At 43.3% G+C, this 18120-nt stretch carries 12 protein-coding genes; 1 reads left to right on the top strand and 11 read right to left on the bottom strand.

Annotated elements, in window-relative coordinates; all coding sequences use genetic code 11:
• Window positions 1-82: 82 nt before the first annotated feature.
• The gene (locus L1283_RS24415; protein ID WP_429626525.1) at window positions 83-1549 is read left to right on the top strand and encodes a S41 family peptidase; all 1467 of its coding nucleotides are present in this window, start codon (window positions 83-85) and stop codon (window positions 1547-1549) included.
• Between the two features lie 551 nt (window positions 1550-2100).
• Here L1283_RS24415 and L1283_RS24410 read toward each other — a convergent pair.
• The 11 genes from L1283_RS24410 to L1283_RS24360 form a co-directional block, all read right to left on the bottom strand.
• Window positions 2101-3174 carry an SGNH/GDSL hydrolase family protein gene (locus L1283_RS24410; protein ID WP_429626524.1) on the bottom strand — a complete coding sequence of 358 codons (1074 nt, stop codon included), beginning with the start codon at window positions 3172-3174 and terminating at the stop codon, window positions 2101-2103.
• 98 nt (window positions 3175-3272) lie between these two features.
• Window positions 3273-4145: a phosphodiester glycosidase family protein gene (locus L1283_RS24405; protein ID WP_429626523.1), complete on the bottom strand. Its 873-nt coding sequence runs from the start codon at window positions 4143-4145 to the stop codon at window positions 3273-3275.
• A 6-nt stretch (window positions 4146-4151) separates the two neighbouring features.
• A complete protein-coding gene (locus tag L1283_RS24400; protein WP_429626522.1) occupies window positions 4152-5300 on the bottom strand; it encodes a YdcF family protein in 1149 nt (382 codons plus the stop codon).
• Between the two features lies 1 nt (window position 5301).
• Window positions 5302-6999: a right-handed parallel beta-helix repeat-containing protein gene (locus tag L1283_RS24395; RefSeq protein WP_429626521.1), complete on the bottom strand. Its 1698-nt coding sequence runs from the start codon at window positions 6997-6999 to the stop codon at window positions 5302-5304.
• A 25-nt stretch (window positions 7000-7024) separates the two neighbouring features.
• Window positions 7025-7951 (bottom strand): sugar phosphate isomerase/epimerase family protein, encoded by a 927-nt coding sequence (locus L1283_RS24390; RefSeq protein ID WP_429626520.1) that lies wholly within the window; start codon window positions 7949-7951, stop codon window positions 7025-7027.
• Window position 7952: 1 nt separating this feature from the next.
• Entirely contained in the window at window positions 7953-9734 is a 1782-nt protein-coding gene (locus L1283_RS24385; RefSeq protein ID WP_429626519.1) for a RagB/SusD family nutrient uptake outer membrane protein, read from the bottom strand.
• A 20-nt stretch (window positions 9735-9754) separates the two neighbouring features.
• A complete protein-coding gene (locus tag L1283_RS24380; RefSeq protein ID WP_429626518.1) occupies window positions 9755-13297 on the bottom strand; it encodes a TonB-dependent receptor in 3543 nt (1180 codons plus the stop codon).
• Window positions 13298-13487: 190 nt separating this feature from the next.
• Window positions 13488-14699 (bottom strand): FecR family protein, encoded by a 1212-nt coding sequence (locus L1283_RS24375; protein WP_429626517.1) that lies wholly within the window; start codon window positions 14697-14699, stop codon window positions 13488-13490.
• A 154-nt stretch (window positions 14700-14853) separates the two neighbouring features.
• Window positions 14854-15429 carry an RNA polymerase sigma factor gene (locus L1283_RS24370; RefSeq protein WP_429626516.1) on the bottom strand — a complete coding sequence of 192 codons (576 nt, stop codon included), beginning with the start codon at window positions 15427-15429 and terminating at the stop codon, window positions 14854-14856.
• 1126 nt (window positions 15430-16555) lie between these two features.
• Entirely contained in the window at window positions 16556-17158 is a 603-nt protein-coding gene (locus L1283_RS24365; protein WP_286850523.1) for a DUF6088 family protein, read from the bottom strand.
• 520 nt (window positions 17159-17678) lie between these two features.
• Window positions 17679-18029: a DUF3024 domain-containing protein gene (locus tag L1283_RS24360; protein ID WP_429626515.1), complete on the bottom strand. Its 351-nt coding sequence runs from the start codon at window positions 18027-18029 to the stop codon at window positions 17679-17681.
• Between the last annotated feature and the right edge of the window lie 91 nt (window positions 18030-18120).

Below are 18120 nucleotides of genomic sequence, written 5' to 3'. Positions count from 1 at the left end.
CTAAAATGGATCGACTATTGAGAATCGTTTTTTTGAAACAAAATAAAAATTTACATCCAATAAAATAACATTTATAGTCCTTATGAAAGTCATTAGAAACATCTTATTTTGGTTTATTCTGTCCAATTCCTTTTTGCTCTCTAATAACAAATTGTTAGCAGGATCTCAATGCGATTGTCATGCTGAATTTACATGGATCAAGAACACTTTCGAAAAAAACGACGCTGGATTTGAGTACATATTAAAAGAAAAAGGGCAACAAGCCTATGACCTTCATACAGCGGAAATAATGAATATGGCTAAAACTGCCACAAACAAAGCTGACTGTATAAAATTGATTTATAGATGGTTTAAATTCTTCAGGAAGGGACATCTTGGAATTGTTGATCTAAAAAAGGATAATGAACCTGTGCAACTCATTGAGCCAGATAAAAATAAAGTCAGAATGCATGAAAAAGTAACCTTAAAGGAAAAAGAGCTCAATCGTATGATTGACAATGAGAGCGCCCCCTCACCTATTGGCATATGGGAAAGCGCTCCCTACAAAGTTGCTATAGTTCCTACCGATAGTGGCTATGCTGGCCTTGTGCTGGATGCGCCAGGGACACCTTGGAATAAAGGTCAGGTAAAATTCAAACTATATAAAAACGGAGAAAACTATCAAGCAACAATCTGGATGAGAAACTTTAATGCAAGAGAGAATGTATCAGTAGAATTTATCGGAAACAATATTATCCATATCAATGGTATGGCTTTTTTTGTACGCAAATCCAAATCATTTGAGGACACACCTCTTGTAAAAAGTTATATAAACTATTTATATTCCAGTGGTCCTTACTTTGAACAAATTTCAGACAAGACAGCATATGTCCGTATACCGAGTTTTGCGATGTCTAATAAAAGATCTATCGATAGCGTTCTGCGTGTAAACCATGAAAAAATTATTCATACCCAAAATCTAATCATAGACCTAAGGAACAATGGAGGCGGATCCGATGATGCATATTCTGCACTGATCCCCTATCTATATACTAATCCTATTAGAACGGTAGGCTTGGAATTGCTTTCCACAGAGTTGAACAACGCTGCTTTGCTGGCGCTCTCCAAGGATACCCTATATGACGAAAAATCAAGGAAAGAATTTAAGGAGATTTATGACAAGCTGAACTTAAATCTCGGCAAATATGTTCGGGTTAAAGAAAATATGATCTCTATTGATAGTATGGATCGAATCCTTCCGTTTCCGCAAAAGGTAGCCGTATTGATAAACGAATATTGTGGAAGTACAACCGAGCAGTTTCTGCTCGAGACAAAACAGAGCGCAAAGGTTAAACTTTATGGAAAAAGTACCTATGGCTCTTTGGATATTTCAAATATGCACCACGCCATTTCTCCAAGTGGTGAATTTCAGTTGTGGTACTGCAGGTCGAAAAGCTACCGGATCCCTGAAATGGCAATTGACAATGTGGGCCTACAGCCAGATCATTACCTCGACCCTTCAATTCACCAAAAAGATTGGGTTGGATTTGTCCTGGAGAACTTAAAATGATGGTCTATGATAAGTGCCTTTATATCATCTATTGATGTAAAGGTTTGAATAGTAATTTGACTTTGTCTTAATGAAATACTGAAAATTCGTTACGCACTGCGTATCAGATTTAGGATTCTCTACGCAGTGCGTAGAGAATCCTAAATAAGTAGAACATTTAGTAAAAATTCACTCCAATAAAACTATTTCAAACCGACTACTGTTCTTACAATACAAAACGGCCACAAGCTGCCTTTCGAAAGAAAGGACCAACATAAAAATTGGCGTCGTACAGTGAAAATCCAATTGTCTTCAAAAACATTGGATGACGAAACAAAAAAGAGGAAACGATAGGAAACATAAAAATTACTGCACAAGAAAACGCTAAGAGAAAGGGTCTGATGAAAATCAGGCCCTTTTGACGTTAAAGAGCCACAGCGCTAGAGATGGCTTTTAATGGATTTAAAAATACAAGGCTGAGTCTGCGACCTGACAGGACCCTATGACATTGTGTTTCCGAAAGTCAGCGATTACTTCCGGAGTAGTGGTGGGAGCGGGTGAAGATTTACGGACTATTTTTCTAGGATAGCTTCTACTTTAGGCCCGATTATTTTAAGCATCCTTTCAAATCCTACATCCGTAGGGTGGGTGCCATCCACTGTTCCTTCGGAATCATCGCCTATCAAATGATCCGTGGGTATATAATACAAGTTTTTATAACCTGCCTGCAGCAATCGCTCATACTCTAGCTTAAAATTCTTATTCTGCTCGGTCAACCGCGCATGCCATTTTAAGTTATAATTGCCGACCTGACGTGTAATGCTTTCTATCAGCAATATGGGTAACTGGGGATGGGACCGACGGATCCGTTCCACAAAATTAAACGTTCGCTCCCTAACTTCGTCGGGACTACTATTAGGCACACAATCCATAATGAGCAGATCCATGGAGTCAATAGCACTCAGCATATCGGCCACAGCAGGCTCCATGCGGGCATTGCCACTCACGCCCATGTTAATCACGTTAGCATTCAACTCGCGCCCTAATTGCGCTGGATAGGCTAATCCCGGACGGCTTGCGGAAGCACCATGAACAATGCTGGAGCCATAGATCACGACCTTTTTAGCAAACGACTGTCTGGTACCAACAAAGCTGGCTTTGTCATCAATAATCAGGTCAAAATCCAATAGCTCTTTATATAGCGGAAAATAAATAAGAAATTCTTTTTCTGTTTTCGCCATATCTTCGACCAGCGTAGCCTTACTTTCCGCCAGGTTAAGATCTGGACGGGCTACCCCTGCAAATCGCCAGCCGCTGGCTTCTTTTACATATACATCGAAACCCCGCGACATTATCGGCGTGGAATTATTCCCTAACTCTGCATCAGCCGTCTTCCAGCGTAAAGATAATTTGCTGGTATTGCTCTTAAACGTAATAAACATTCCTGCAGCATGGGTATATAATTTCTTTACCGCAGCCGGAAGTTCGCTGTACTTCGCTGTATCTATCCGATGAAATTTTGGCGCATTTTCAAAAGCTCTTCCCTGCAGCGCAAATTTAGCAGAGGGAATAACCTGTTGGGCGTATGAAGATACCAAGCCGCAAACAAGGACGAGGAAGAATAGGATACCTGTCTTTTTTTTCATGATGTTTCAATTAATAACAATAGAAATCATTCTAATTTGATAGTGGCTATCTCATGTTATCGATAAGATAGCCGTCTACCTCTAAAATGATCGAACTTTTATTTCACTGTAAATACCGTGGCTACAGCGCGTTCACCTTCATGATCAAACTTTCCATTATCTGAAGGATAGTTGACCACACCTTCGCCCTTCACCCAGGCCGTGGAGGAACCGCCGCCATCGTAGTTTAATGCGGAAGTGCAGCCCAAGGCGGCCATTAACTCGCCCAACTGGGGTATCGTCAGTCCCTGTGATTGCGACGAACGTCCATCGATAACAGCTACAATCATCTTATTGTCCTTGGTAAGTCCAACTGCAGTACGAGGATGTCTACTGGTATTGAAATCTACGTTCAACTGCTCCAACACCTGACCATCCTGCATCAAAAGCGGACCACCAGCCAGTGCGGCTGTAGCACTCAGGGTCCCCCAGCCTCCTGCCGGCTTCGGCACAATCTGATAGTTCTGCCCGGTAAAGGTAAATGCCCCGTTTTCACGGTAGCTATTAAATCCATTCACAGTCTGATTAATCACCTGACCATCGTATTTGAAAAATACGGTTGATCCGCCTGTACTGGTATTAAAGTAGCTGCCATTGAATGCAACCAAAGCGCCCTTAGCCGTGGCAGCAGCACTTGTTTTTAGAAATCCGGTCTTCACATAGGGAATTTCCAGCTGCATGCCTTTCTTCAGATCGATCTCAAATACATTGACATATTGTTTGGAATCAAATATCCGCGGAAATTGGTAATACTTCCACACGACACCGTCGGCAACAGTTTTTGTATTCCAGGCAGTCGTATTGATAATCTCCGCCAGGTCTTCCTCCTGGGGAATACTATAATCATAGGGCAGCTGTGTTCCGCCCTCATTTTTCTTGCATGAAATAACAAGAAAAAGCAGCAATAAGCTGTATATAAAATTTCTTTTCATCTGTTCTTACTTTATTTCACCGATCCACTTTAATTTTAATGGAATCGCTTTTTCAATTGTTTTCTGGTCAATAGTGCATACGGCAGACTCCATATTGCGGTAAAAGATGACCTTATTTTCTCCCGGCAGCAATCTTGCCGCACTGACATTGCCCGCGCCCCAGCTATAGGGCCAGTTGACAAAATAGTGTTGCGGCACAGTTACCTGGACATTCTGAAAGGCTTTCCCTTTTCGCTCCGCCAATAGCACCTTGTCCTTTCCGATCAGTACCACTGATTTTCCCTGCATATACCCGGTATTGATTTGGCTCCAGTTCAATGTGTCTGGCAGCTTCAACCATTCCTGAATAGGCTGTTCTTCCAGTACCTTGTAATCTTTTTTTGAAACTTTACGACAATAGCCATCAAAGAGGACATACCATGCAGCCGGGTCATCGATATATACTGGCGGATTAAACTCTGAGCTGCCTTTCAGAAAAGGAAACAGCTTTTCCACAGGACTGACGCTATAGCTGCTGTTAGCCCCATCCGTTGTGTAGACGATATCCTGCGTGAGGTAACAAGTACTGTCTTTTTTTGTCCATACCGCTTCCGGTGTCAGCCAGGTTCCTTTTAACGTAAAAAGGTGATTGTCATCGTAAGCGTTAAATATTCCGGCATAATCAAGACGATCTTCTTTTTTGGGCTGTATAGCACCTTCAATAAAAAACTTCGCTGTCACGCCATCGTATTTTTCCAGGCGGGCAGCAACAGCGATCGCATGCCAGTGGTTCGAAACGACATAAACCGTATCTCCAGGCTGGATGATTCGCTCGCCAGCATTATTTTTGAGGCGCCTGCTAAAAATATAGTTCTGCACCGTCGTCTTGGAGTTTTCCTCCTTAAAGATCGATGCCGCGGGCACGCCCTTACTGGCCAATTGCAGCGCCATGGACGAAGCTTCGCAGATCTTGGAACCGTGCGCACCACAACCTCCAGACACCACGATAGCATCCATCGGCCGGATACGGTAGAGCTGCGCAGCAACATCTACCCGCTGGGCCAGTACCTTAGGATCGGCTGAACCTAATAACAATAGGATATTCTTGTGTTCAGCAGCCCAGCTGTTGCCCAATAAAAGTATGGTAAGGATAATTAGACAGCTTAATTGTTTCATCTTATTTCACTTTTGCGCCCATCCAGCTAGAAGAGCGCGGGTTATTATTGATATCTTGTTGCATGCGACTATCGTCCAATACCGGCGTGTATTTATTGGCAAGCTCAAACAGTCCGGATGAGCTTAAACCATAGCTCATGGACGGGTTTTCGGTACCTATGGGCAGGTAATCCGGATTCAGCATGGTCGCAGGTTCAAAGCTTAGCTTTGGAACAATGCTTCCATCAGCAGCATACACCGCTTTCGCTGCAACCGAGTGCTGTATCCGTGGGACGACAGCGATGTTATCTGAATAGGCATCAACATCGGTAGAACTGCCCGCCTGGGTATTGCCCGATACGATCGAATTGATCAAAGTCAGGTTGTTGACATTGCTGCGTCGATAAATTCCACCTCCGGGACCAACAACGGTATTCTTGGTAATGGTGGTACTGATGACGTCTGCCTGACTGTTATCATACAGCATCAGTCCGCCGCCGCCATTGGCTGATGTACTGGAATTTTCAGCCAGCACGCAATTAACAAATATCCCTTTTGATTTTTCACGCAGATAAACACCCGCTCCATAGGATGTATTTGAATTGCCGATCACCTCACAATTATAGAGTGTGATATCCGCGTTTGGATAGGCGTGTACGCCCCCTGCAGTGCCTTTGGCGCTATTGTGATTAAACTGGCTATCGTAGGCAATCAGTGAACCATCGGCGATCCATAGTCCGCCGCCATTATTTCCGCTGTTGCTATTATTGTTGATGCGACAGTTTTCCAATCTGAGCTGGGCACCTGAAAACGCATAGATGCCGGCAGCAAAACCTGCAGTTCCCTTATCTGCGCTCGCTTTATTGTCGACCACATCCACATTTTTGAGCAGGAGCCGAGCCATCCCAATCAACATACCGCCACCTTGGCCACGGCTGAATTTTACGTTATCGATCGTTGTACTGGCACTGCGGTCGGTGGCATTTCCCCCTTTGATGCTGATATTTTCCAGCATAACCTGATTTTCAGGATCCGGGGTTGCCGTCACTGTGACTGTGTGAAACACCGATTTTCCACTGGAAAGCTTCCCCTGAAAGATGGTTTTATACAAAGCCGGATTGGGCTGATCTCCAGGTTTGGCATTGGCCGCGTATCCGCCTATTAGGCTGACATTCTTTGCGATCTCTATGGTTTTATCGGATTCCTCATTCACATCACCATTGCGAATGGTTCTAGTTGGAATATAGGTTCCCTCGGCCAAGAATAGGGTACTGCCTGTCGTTGCTTTTTCGAGTGCCTGATCGAGATCTGTAGCACTACTCCACGAACTGCCATCTCCCTTACCTGCGGGAGTCACATAAAAAACGGGCACTTTTCCGGATTCCTGCAAAATCAAGATCTCCTGCGATACATTATCGTTCAGCCTGAGCAGCAAAGTCGCCGAACGTTCATCCTCCGAATTTTTCGAAACAGAAAACCGGATCTTATTTTTCCCTTTGGGATACACCGTACTATCCAGTTTGATCCAGTCTTTGTCGCTACTGACGGTAATCGTTGCATTCGCCAAGATGTCCAACTGATAGGTATCGGCCCTACTGCCGACCTCCATATAATCCCGATCGACCAGGAGCCGCTGCTCACTTTCGATTTTATCTTTTTTACAGCTCTGTATGCCTAAGGCAGACAAAAGAACCATAAAAATATATAACGATTTTTTCATTATAATCAATGTTTTTTGAACCTACTTATTGTTTTGTGTTGCTATAAATCTGCTGCAACTGACGGTAACATTCAATCAGCTGGGCTGTGGTTTCATAATGACACTCAAACATGAATACACCTTTATATTTAATTTTTTCCAGTGCGGCCAATATGGTATTCCAGTCATTCTGCCCTTTACCATTACAAGGCAGGTAGTGACTTTCCTTTGTTCCATCCCCATCCGCGACATGAAGCGTCTTGACGCGCGGTCCAAAAGCCAAAAGCAGCCGCTCGGGATGTGCAATATGGTTCATATCCACTGCAATGCCAACCTGATCAGGAAAGCGGGCAAAAAGTTCCTGACATTCTTCTACGGTCCGCAGTAGGGGTCGTTCCCGCTCCCCTACCGTCAGCGAAGGCCCGAGCATATTTTCGATGACGAGTTGAAGCCCTGCCCCCGATACCGCCGTGTACAACTCATTGACAGAACGTACCAGCTGCTCCTTGCGGGCGGCGCGTTTGTTGGGCTCAAGGTAATAAGAAGGGTGAAACAGAATCACCTGCGGATGAAGACGGTAAAGACCTTCCAGTAGCTGCAAATGCATTCGCATCACCTGCTGCCGCTGCTGTTCGTCCAGCGTAGAGATATCTATTTTGGCGGAAAAGGGCATATGGATAGACCATACCTTCACCGCAGCTTTTTTCAGTACAATGGCCAACGAATCGCATTTAAGCAACCATTCAGCCTGCGGGATTTTTAAACTGAGGTCTGCATTGACGAAGCTACCGAGCCCTGCAATCTCGATGTAATCCATACCAGCTGCTTTGTCCGCCTTGAGTTTTTCCAATGCTATCTTCCGGATATCGAGCGAATAGCCAACTGCATAATCAGGCCCACCCTGTTTTTGACAGTACGTATATCCTGGGATCAATAGACAACAGAGGATCGCTATAAAAATAAGTTGTTTCATGTTATCGGTATAATTTTTCCCATTCAGGATTTTGTTTCAAATTTGGGTTTAACTTGATATCTTCGATTGGGATCGGTGCATAGTAATCACGTTTTTCATCAAACTTACCCCGTTGATAAAATGGATCAAGTGACCCCTTATTGGCATTCTGTGTATTCGAAACTGGGTCCCAAAGTGTCCGCTGATTGATATTGATCAAGGTGGTCACCGTACCCGGTGCACCCGATGTATTGCCTGTATGGACATATACATCGGCCTTGCCATCCCCTGTAAAATCATAGGCTCCAACGCCAGGAAAATAAACGCCGACAATAGGCTGATTGAGTTTGGATCCAGCTTTCCAGCGCATTAAATCATCCCAGCGCTGCCCTTCGTTGAACAATTCAATCCGTCTTTCGCGCCGTATTTCCAATAGTACTCCCCTGAATGCTCCACCATCGACGTTCGGATACATGGCCAGCAGATAAGGGTCAGGGTTGGCATTCGCTTCCGCTAGAGATAGCATCGGCATCCCCGCGCGGCTACGCAGCTTATTGACGGTCAGGTCAAGGTCGCTTTGGCTGATCGTCCCCAGTTCGGCTTTTGCTTCGGCATTGATCAGCAGTGCTTCTGCATACCGGAATAAGATGACATCGAAATAGGAGGCCGATACGCCCCATTGCAATTTGTCAGGCAAGGCCTTGATCAGGCGATAGCCTGTCGTGGTGATCGTCAAGTTGACAGGCTCATTTGCTGTTTCTCCATTGGCACGGAAGTCTGGCCCCGCAGTTGTCTGTGTAAGCCTTGGATCTCTATTTTGCATTTCCTGATAGAATTCCATGGTCTTGTAACCTGTTCTATCGGTAAAGCGGCTCCCATCCTTCATCAGATAGCTATTGATCATATCTTTGGCGATCCCGTAGGCTCCCGAAGTTGCCGAGGTAAAGGAATAGCCAAGGCCATGCACACGCATGCCCAATTCAAAATCAATGGCAAGGATAGTCTCCACCTGATCCTGATTATTGCGGGCAAACAGATTCCGATAAGCTTGATCTGCTCCCCCCTGGCTGTACAAGGTATAGGCGCCAGAATTCATCAGTTCGGCCGATGCACTGACCGCCGCATTCAGGAACTTTTCATGTCCCGCGATCTGATGGTATTTTCTAAACGTTCCTTCAAAGAGCGCCACCCTTGCTTTCAGCAGCAGTGCCGTGTATTTAGTGATTAAGTTAAGCTGTTTTTCGGCTGGTATATTTTCAATAGCATAGTCCAGATCAGCCATAATGGAATCCATCACCAGCTGCCGTGAATCCCTGGCCTTGAAAAGATCGTCATCTTTGGCAGTCAGCACTTTTCCATACCAGGGCACGTCACCGAAAGTTTTCACCTTATCGTAATAAAAATTTGCTCTAAAAAAACGGGCTATGCCGCCGTATTTCTTTTGTGCCGCAGCGTCGGGCACTTTATGGTAGTTGGCCAGAAAATAATTGATCTTGCGCAACTGGCTCCAGGACCAACCGCCCGAACCACTTCCCACGGGGACAGTTCGATTGCCCTTGATCCGGTCGGCCACCGTAAGGGGGATCATATTGTCCGAACTCCCATCGTTTGTATACCAGGATTCATTGGGCAAAAAAGTGTAAAAATCATTGGTGGCAACCTCCAGATCCTTTGCTGTATTGAAAAAATAAGGTGCTTCTACCTGGTCCTCCGAAGGACGGTCCAAATAATCTTTCTGACAAGCTGCCAGCGATAGTAAGATCAACAGACCAAGTAGTTTATAGCTGTTTGTTGTAAGTTTCATTATCATTGCGTTGTCAAGTATTAAAGCGTAAGCATTAAACCAAAAGAATAGGTTTTACCCATGGGATAGTCCCGTAGCAGCCCCCGCTCCGAGGAATCCGCAGGATCATTGGCACTTGCGGGCGAATTATAATTGATCATTGCACCTGCCTGTTCGGGATCTATATACTTTGTCAGATTGCCAAAGTTCCAGGTCAACAGATTCTCGCCGCTGAAGTAAAAGCGTAGTTTTTCAACTTTATAGCGCCTTGTCCATTGCTGCGGCAAGGTATAGCCCAACGTAAAATTTTTCATCCGCAGAAACCCAACATTGGTCAGGTAATAATCGTTCAGTTCGTATAGCGACCTTCCGCTCTGCAGGGAAGAGTATCCCCGATAGATCTGTGGATACCTGTTCCCTTTCTTGTCCGGGGTCCATGCATTATCTACCAGGTCTTTGCGTACAAAGGAAAGATACGGGCGCTGATAGGATCCCCAGTATAAATCCCCCGTCGGATACCAGTCCTGTTTGGCAACACCAGCAAAAGCGGCCGAGAGATCAAAATTATTCCAGGAAGCGCTCATATTGATACCAAATGGAAATTTAGGCATGGCATTGCCAATGGGTTTAATATCACCGTGGTTGGCAAGCGTGTTGTCGCCTTTGTCGATACGGCCATCACCATTGAGATCTACGTATTTCACATCGCCGCCGCGCAACATATTCCACTCACTATTTTGTGATACGCTCAGAATATCGTTATAGACTTTCGAGAGGGACAATTGTGGATCCTGAAAACTATTCTGATAACTCAATGCTTCCGCATCGGACTGAAACTGCCCGTCGATATGGTATCCCCAGATCTGCCCCAGCACCTGTCCTTCGTAATAGGAGCTCAACAGGCCCTGCGGATTATTATATTTCGTGATAATCCCTTTAAAATTGGTGGTATTCACGGCGATGTTAAAGCGAAAGGGTGAGCCGGCAAGGTCAAATTTGTCCTGGTAGCTTACCCCCACTTCAAAACCTTTATTACGCAAAGCAGCGTAGTTTTCTCGGGGTTCATTAGCACCAAATACTGCTGGAAGCGGCTGCCCCGGAAGATACATGCCTTCGACATCCTTTTGATACCAGTCAAAATTGATATTTAGCTTGTTCTGGATCAGTCCAAGATCAACCCCGAAGTCAATGCTTTTGGTCCGTTCCCAGGTGACGACGTTCGGCAATGGTGCCGGCGTACTCGCGCCGATAAGACGGGAGCCCCCATTTAGCCAAGCCAACTGCTGCACGGTCATCAATTCCTTAAAGGTATTGACCCCTACGGTCTGGTTGCCGAGCTTGCCATATGACGCTCTGAGTTTTAAGCTGGGTATGCTGCCTTTGATCGATTCCCAAAACTGTTCACGATCCAGCTGCCAGCCTAATGAGACGGAAGGGAAAAATCCCCATCGGCTCCCGCTTGGGAAGCGTGAAGAACCATCATACCGTGAATTTATTTCCAGCAGGTATTTATTGTCGTAGGCATAATTAAAACGGCCAAATACACCCTGAATAGCCCAATTTTCAGCCGTTCCGGCCAAGCTATACATGGAGGTCCCCAGCGCCAGGTTGGATAGATCTTCGATAAGGAGATTGTCCATGGCCCCAGCGATACGGTCCCGGTCAAAGGATTCCTGATTGTAGCCCACCAATAATTTGAACTGATGCTTTTGCGCCACATTTTTTTCGTAGGTCGCAAACAGGTTCATCGCATTATACTTGTCTTTCCAGCGATATTCTGTCAGACGGTTGAGCCCTGCAGTTGTATAATTGAGTTTGTTGCCCGAATAGTAACTGAACGGGTTGAGGCGTGTGCTCCGTGAAAAGTTTTCGATGCGGTTGCTATAATCAAAATTTACCTGTAGGCCTTTCAGTGGCTTAAGCAGGACACGAAAAGTATTTGTAAATTCTTCACTATTGCGCACCTCCCAGCTTTTTCCCGACTCCAGTCCTGCATTAGCTCCCTGACCGCCAGTACCCACACCGATATCCGTTGGAATACCGTCAACAAAATTGGGGTAAAAAGGCATCAGATTATACCAGGTGGTTGTACTCCAAAGTCCCCCCAGACCATTGGTATACCCCCCATATTCTTTATCCTTTTCGTTGATAAACTGCGTATTGTTCGAAATTTCCAACCAACTGTTGGGCGTGAATACCAGATTGGATTTCATATTCTGGCGGTCCATATCCGCATCGTCATTGATATTGTTGATTGTTTCCCTTTTGAATACACGTCCGGAGAGATAGGCTTTCAACTTTTCACTACCACCTGAAATGGCGATATTATGGAAATTGGAGGGCTGATATTTTTTAAATAGGTAATCCCACCAGTTGGTCTTATAGAAAAATTTATAGGTTCCGTCTGCCTGCTTCTCATGAAAGGGCGCAATCTCACCTGCAGCCACCATTTTGATCGCTTCCCAGTCCATCGGATTGTAGCGTGTATAGGAACTGCCGTTATAGCCATACAGTGCGGCATCTACTGTTTTCCCGTAGACATAAGGATCAGAGATATAATCGGTACGGGAGGCCGGTGTAGTCCAGGCGAAATTATTGACATAATCCACCTTCACGGTTCCTGCCTTTCCTTTTTTCGTGGTCACCAAGATAACACCAAAAGCACCACGGGCTCCATAAATGGCCGCAGAAGCAGCATCTTTCAGGACGGAAACACTTTCAATATCGTTGGGATTAACCCGGGTAATATTCCCTTCGATCCCGTCGATCAATACCAGCGGGCCACCCTCATTGATGGAATTGAATCCCCGAACATTGACGTCTGGTGTTTTGGATGGATCGCCGTTGTTGAGCTGGATATTCAAGCCCGGCATAAGCCCCTGGAGGGTACCTGCTATATTGGCACTTGGACGCAACGCTATATCATCCGCATTGACTTGCGATACGGCACCCGTCAGATTCGCTTTTTTCTGCACGCCATAGCCCACGACAACCACTTCTTCCATTGCATTGATGGCCGGCTTCATGGTCACATGCAATGTTGACTGCTGTGCCAATGCTATTTCCAGCGGCTGATAGCCGACCATGGTGAATACAAGTATAGCATCACGGCTGCTGACCTGAATCTGAAAGCTGCCATCCTCGCGGCTGAGCGCTTTCTCCCTATTGCCTTTTTCACTGACAGTAACATTGTCCAACGGTCGCCCCTGATCGTCTTTGACAAATCCTTTGACCGGGTAAAGCCGGGGAGCCTCCGTAGCAGACGCTTGGCGAACAGCCTGATCCGTTCTTTTGTTCAAGACAATATTTTTATCCGCTTTGACATAAGATAACTGAAGCTGCGTCAACAGATCTTTCAGGGCTTCTTCAAAAGAGATATTGTGGTAGCTGACGCTGATACGGTCGTCTTTTGCGATCAGCGATTCGTTGTAAAAAATATTGTATCCACTTTGCTTCTGCAGTTCTTTCAAGACAGCACTCACCTTCACATTATTCCGCTTCAGATTGACAGTTTGGCCAAAAGAAAATGCATGCAGCTGCAAATTGGCTGCGAATAAGAGTGGAATTGCTAAAGACAATTTCATAGAAATTGGTATTTTCTGGGATCTTACCGGGCATAATTGCTTCGGTCCGATCAATTTTTTTTTATTAAATTGCATTCGGTTGAGATAAAATTTAACGGTTTTACTATTCATCCATGTCGAGAAAAAGACAAAACTTTCAGGGGCGTTGGCGCGCTCCTGATTGTTATACATGCTTATCATCTCATCAGTGTTAGTTTAGCACATATATCCTCCTTCCTTTACGTTCGAAATGTACGCCACCGGCGAAAGAAATTGTTTTCAATAGTTTATCGATATCTTCATAGCGAGAGATTGTCCCGGAGAAGTGCTGTCCCTTCAGCTGGTCTTCGTAACTGATCTCAACATCATACCAGCGTGCAACCTCGTCCATGACAGTTTGGATGGATGCATTATCAAAAGCGAAATTTCCATTTTTCCAGGCGAGACTATAGAACGGATCCACTTGTTCCTTTTTCACACTCCTTCGGTTTTTATCGAAAATGACCTGATCAGTGGGCGCTAGGACCTGTTCTTTCAAGGCAGCATCAGCAAAAGATAGCTTGACTTTACCTTCTACCAACGTAGTAACAATGTGATCATCAAAACTCTTGATGTTAAAATGTGTTCCTAAGACTTCGAGTGTTTGTGCACCACTTTGCACAATAAAAGGTACCCGTTTGCCTTTAACGTCCATTTTGGCGACTTCAAAATAGGCTTCACCTTCAAGCTGCACGGACCGCAACTTGGTATCAAATTTCACGGGATATTTAATCTTACTACCCGCATTGAGCTGCACAAGACTTCCGTCAGCCATCCTCAGCGTATATTCCCCGCCTCGGGGCGTAACAATGGTATTGTAAACGATGTTATTTGTTGGCGCCAGGTTGTCTTTGAGACTATAACTGATTTGACCGCTGTTATCTTTGGTAATCAAATATTCGCCTTGGTCAAGTACTGTATCAGCACTGAGCAAACTGAGGTCGATCTGTTTTCCATCTTCAAGAATGATCATGGCTTTATCAGAGCCCGGTACGATCGACACATTAGACAGCTGCTCCTTCGGTGGCGTATCCACGTTATAAAAGTTGTAGTAGCCCCATAGCACTGCACCGCAGAACGCCAGAAAGACTGCCGCGACCTGCCACCAACTCCTCCTGAAATTAAAATGTCCGTCTGTAGTCTTTTGGTGAGCAGATGCCGCTGTTGCAATTCGGGGATCAGCCAGTATATTTTCCAACATCCGATGTGGATCAGGGTATGCTGCAGGATGTGCGGGATACGAATTCTCCCGCCAGACTTTCTCCCAAGCCTGAAGAAATACGGGATCATCCATTAATTCCTGAAGAAGTTCCTGTTCTTCTTTACTGGCTTGATCAGCAAGATATTTACGTATTAATTGGCAGTATTGTTCAATTTGGTTCATTCCTTTGGATCGATTTCAACTACATAATCGCGCGAACTCGAAAAAAGTACCAATAGAAAAATATTTTTTTTACGGATTTTAGGTAACCTACTTTTTTTGCCCCCCTGAGATGGCTAATTACAACTACAGAAAAAGAGGTGGCAACCCGAGTTGCTTAGAAAAAAAAGATGGACAGGATTTTATCCAGCTTGAACCGGACAAACTTCGAGGCTAGACTAAGATGATTGCGTACCGTATTTTTGGAGAGGCCTTCCTCATCGGCAATTTCCTGATAAGATTGATCCTCAAACTTGTTCCGTCGGTAAATTGCCTGCTGCTGTGGCGGCAATTGTTCAATAATGGATTCCAGGATGACCTGCAGTTCTTTGCCTTCCAGTTCATCCTGCAGCGAAAAGGAATTTTCAAGCCAAGTGTGCTGAAGCGACTGCAGATAGTTGGACCGGACCAGCGATTTACGGAAATTGGATATGGCCATTCTTTTTGAAATAGCAAATAGAAAGGGGAAAATGGCTTCCGGACCGGAAAGCTGCATCCTCTTTAAATAAAATTCAATAAAAACTTCCTGTGTAACTTCCTCCGCATCACTATCACTTTTACAGAGCTGCCTCACTTTAAAATAGATAATTGGCTGGTAATAATTAAACACAATACCAAAAATAGACTGATCTCCAGCTTGTAATAAGAGAAAATCATCCATTGATATGGCAATATGGTTCAGTCCAGCTATCATGAATTCGGTATATTTAATTGATGCAAATTAACCTAACAGATGTTAATTTCATATAAAATTAACATTAATATCCATAATTTCATGCTCAGTCGCCGTATAAAAAAAGCAGCACTCTCCATGCTACAGATTTGGCTAATTTCCTAATTAAACAACTTTTGATGATACGTTTGTTTGAAAATTGCCGTTTATTGCAAGCGTCTATGTATTTCGATAGTGATTCTGAAAATGGCTCAATATCTTATTTCCTCAGGGTTTTAATGGCCTGCCTATAACTTGATTTGGCAGACCACTAGCTATAATGTTAGCTTTTGCTGATTTTGAAACTGGACCTTCAGCTGCCATAGCAAATGTAGATACGGCGATTAAAGCTACTGCTGCGAATGTTTTTAATACGACCCTGGCCTAAAAACTCCATGGATGGTAGAAATGAGGAGGTAAAAATATTTACCGATTACAAAGCATTATTTTATTTCTAAATTCAGATTTTGAGGATGAGTGGTCTTACTTTGATCATACAAATCCGTTATTTCGATTTTCATTTAAAGACTTACTATTTACCGCACTCACTTTTGGACAGCATTATAGCGTGAAACTAAATGAGCGGAATGAGCAATTTAAAGAATTTAAGCATTCAGGAGATCATGAGCTATGGCCATTTATAAGCAAAGAACAATACGAACAGCAATTGACTAAGCAACCATTTTTAAGGGGCATAAATTCAGTAAAATCCAATTAAGGGAGTAAATTATATCCGTACTCAAAAATATTAGATTCCTAATAAGTAACTTTACTTAATTACGCTTTTTAGGGGGTTCGTTATCTTTTGAAAATTGATTTATATTAAACTTATCTTCAATTCTTTTGACACTTTTTAGAAGATCTTCCCATGTTAGACTTTCTCTCACTATCATATTTTCACGCATGGTTTTATAATCCGCTGCCCACTCTTTTATTACCTCGTCAGTCGGAAGGATACTTAACCTCCCTTTTCGATGCAAAAACATCCTTCAGAACAATACACACCCACCAATCTTTTTCAATAACAAAAGCTGGCAATCCCATTATATTGCTCAATTGATCCAATACAAGCCTCTTTTGTTCTGTCTTAAGATTTAACCACATAATTTTAGGATTGGTAAAGCTTAGTTATTTCTTTCTGGATCCATACTGGAGCATATTTCAACTGAGAATCAAGAATTTGTTTTTCTATCTTTTTGACTGAATGTTTGATCATGCTTAAGAATTCTTCAGAAAGTCCCTCTTGACCTTGTTCTTTAAAAGCTGAAACAACCAACTGTAATAAATCATCTTTTATCGCAAAGCTTTTGGGTACAGTACGTTTAAATTTGATTGTACGCTTACCTATTTCAATATCCCGCTGTGAACCATCTGTTAGATAAACGGCTTTTAGCGGCACCTGCGTAGTCAGCCCTAATAAATACAACGCTAATACACCTGTCGGAGCAATACGAGCTTTGTCTCGCCTTGCAATTTCTTTAGCAATTTCTTCAACACTAGGATATATTGTACCCAATAAAGGCTCCTTTTTAGGTTTAATATAAATACCATGAGCCAATCTTTCAATAAGTCCATCATTCTCCAGGCGGAAAAGTGTCAACCTGATATTCTCTGGTGTCCCATAATTCTTAAAATCATCTGCGAAAAAAAATTCGCCGCGAGAAGACTTAAAAATCTTTGTTTCTATCTTATTTCTAGATGTTTCCGACATTAAAAATAATCTAATATGTAACAAATTTAGTAAATATTTGTTACAACAAAACAATCTATCGTATAGTATTTACCTTCGATTGCGCCAAATTAAGTGGTATGTAGGAGCAAGCACTTACAACTATTTCTTTCCCTAATCCTTTCCCTAATCCTTTCCCTAATCTTTTTCCTAACTTGAAGTTCCTGTCATTTACAGTCAGATCTTCGGGCATTGACCTCTCCTCTAAAAACTGGAGCATTTAAAAATAGAGAATTCAGTCTTGAATTAAATTTCACATCACGAGTCTCGTTTTAGCCAGAATTGAACAGTGCGGAGTGTACTTTTTAAACAACTTACCTAATTGTAACAATATCAGAAATACCGTTTCGTAAACTATCTTATTCAACCATAAAATAACAATGAATTCAACGCTAACAGTCAATGTAACGTCACTAACGTATGGGATGGTTCAAAAGAATGAAAACAATACTATCGTGGTGCCATAAAAAAGATAGGAGGAAATAATTTTTCATGAAGCTTATCATCCGAAAAAACATGCATATCCATCATGATTTATTTCATCCAACAATAATTGCAGATTAGTACTCTCGGGCTTCGGTTCATAAGCCTCCCATTTGCCCGATCTTCGCATCCAATAGAGTTTCCAAATTTTAGATGCTTTCACAAAGCGAAGCTTTGCAAACGGTAATTCTAAAATATTCGATGGGTCATTCCATTGTGGTCTAATTTCAAACAGTAAAGCCGTTTGTCCATCCCACGAATAACCAAAATCCAATTTTTTGCGCACTTCTACATCTTTCGGTCTTCTGGAATCTATAAAGCTTTTCAACTGAATTTCAATCATTAAAATAAGTTCTTTTTTATCCATCATCATTACAAATTTAAAATTATCGGCTTATTCTTCATCTCATACCAATCATCTAACATACTTTTTTGAACTAAAACCTTGATCGGCAATCAAC

It is taken from the genome of Sphingobacterium sp. HSC-15S19 (assembly GCF_050433745.1).
Lineage (GTDB): Bacteria > Bacteroidota > Bacteroidia > Sphingobacteriales > Sphingobacteriaceae > Sphingobacterium > Sphingobacterium siyangense.
This window is presented reverse-complemented; position numbering and strand designations above follow the sequence as displayed.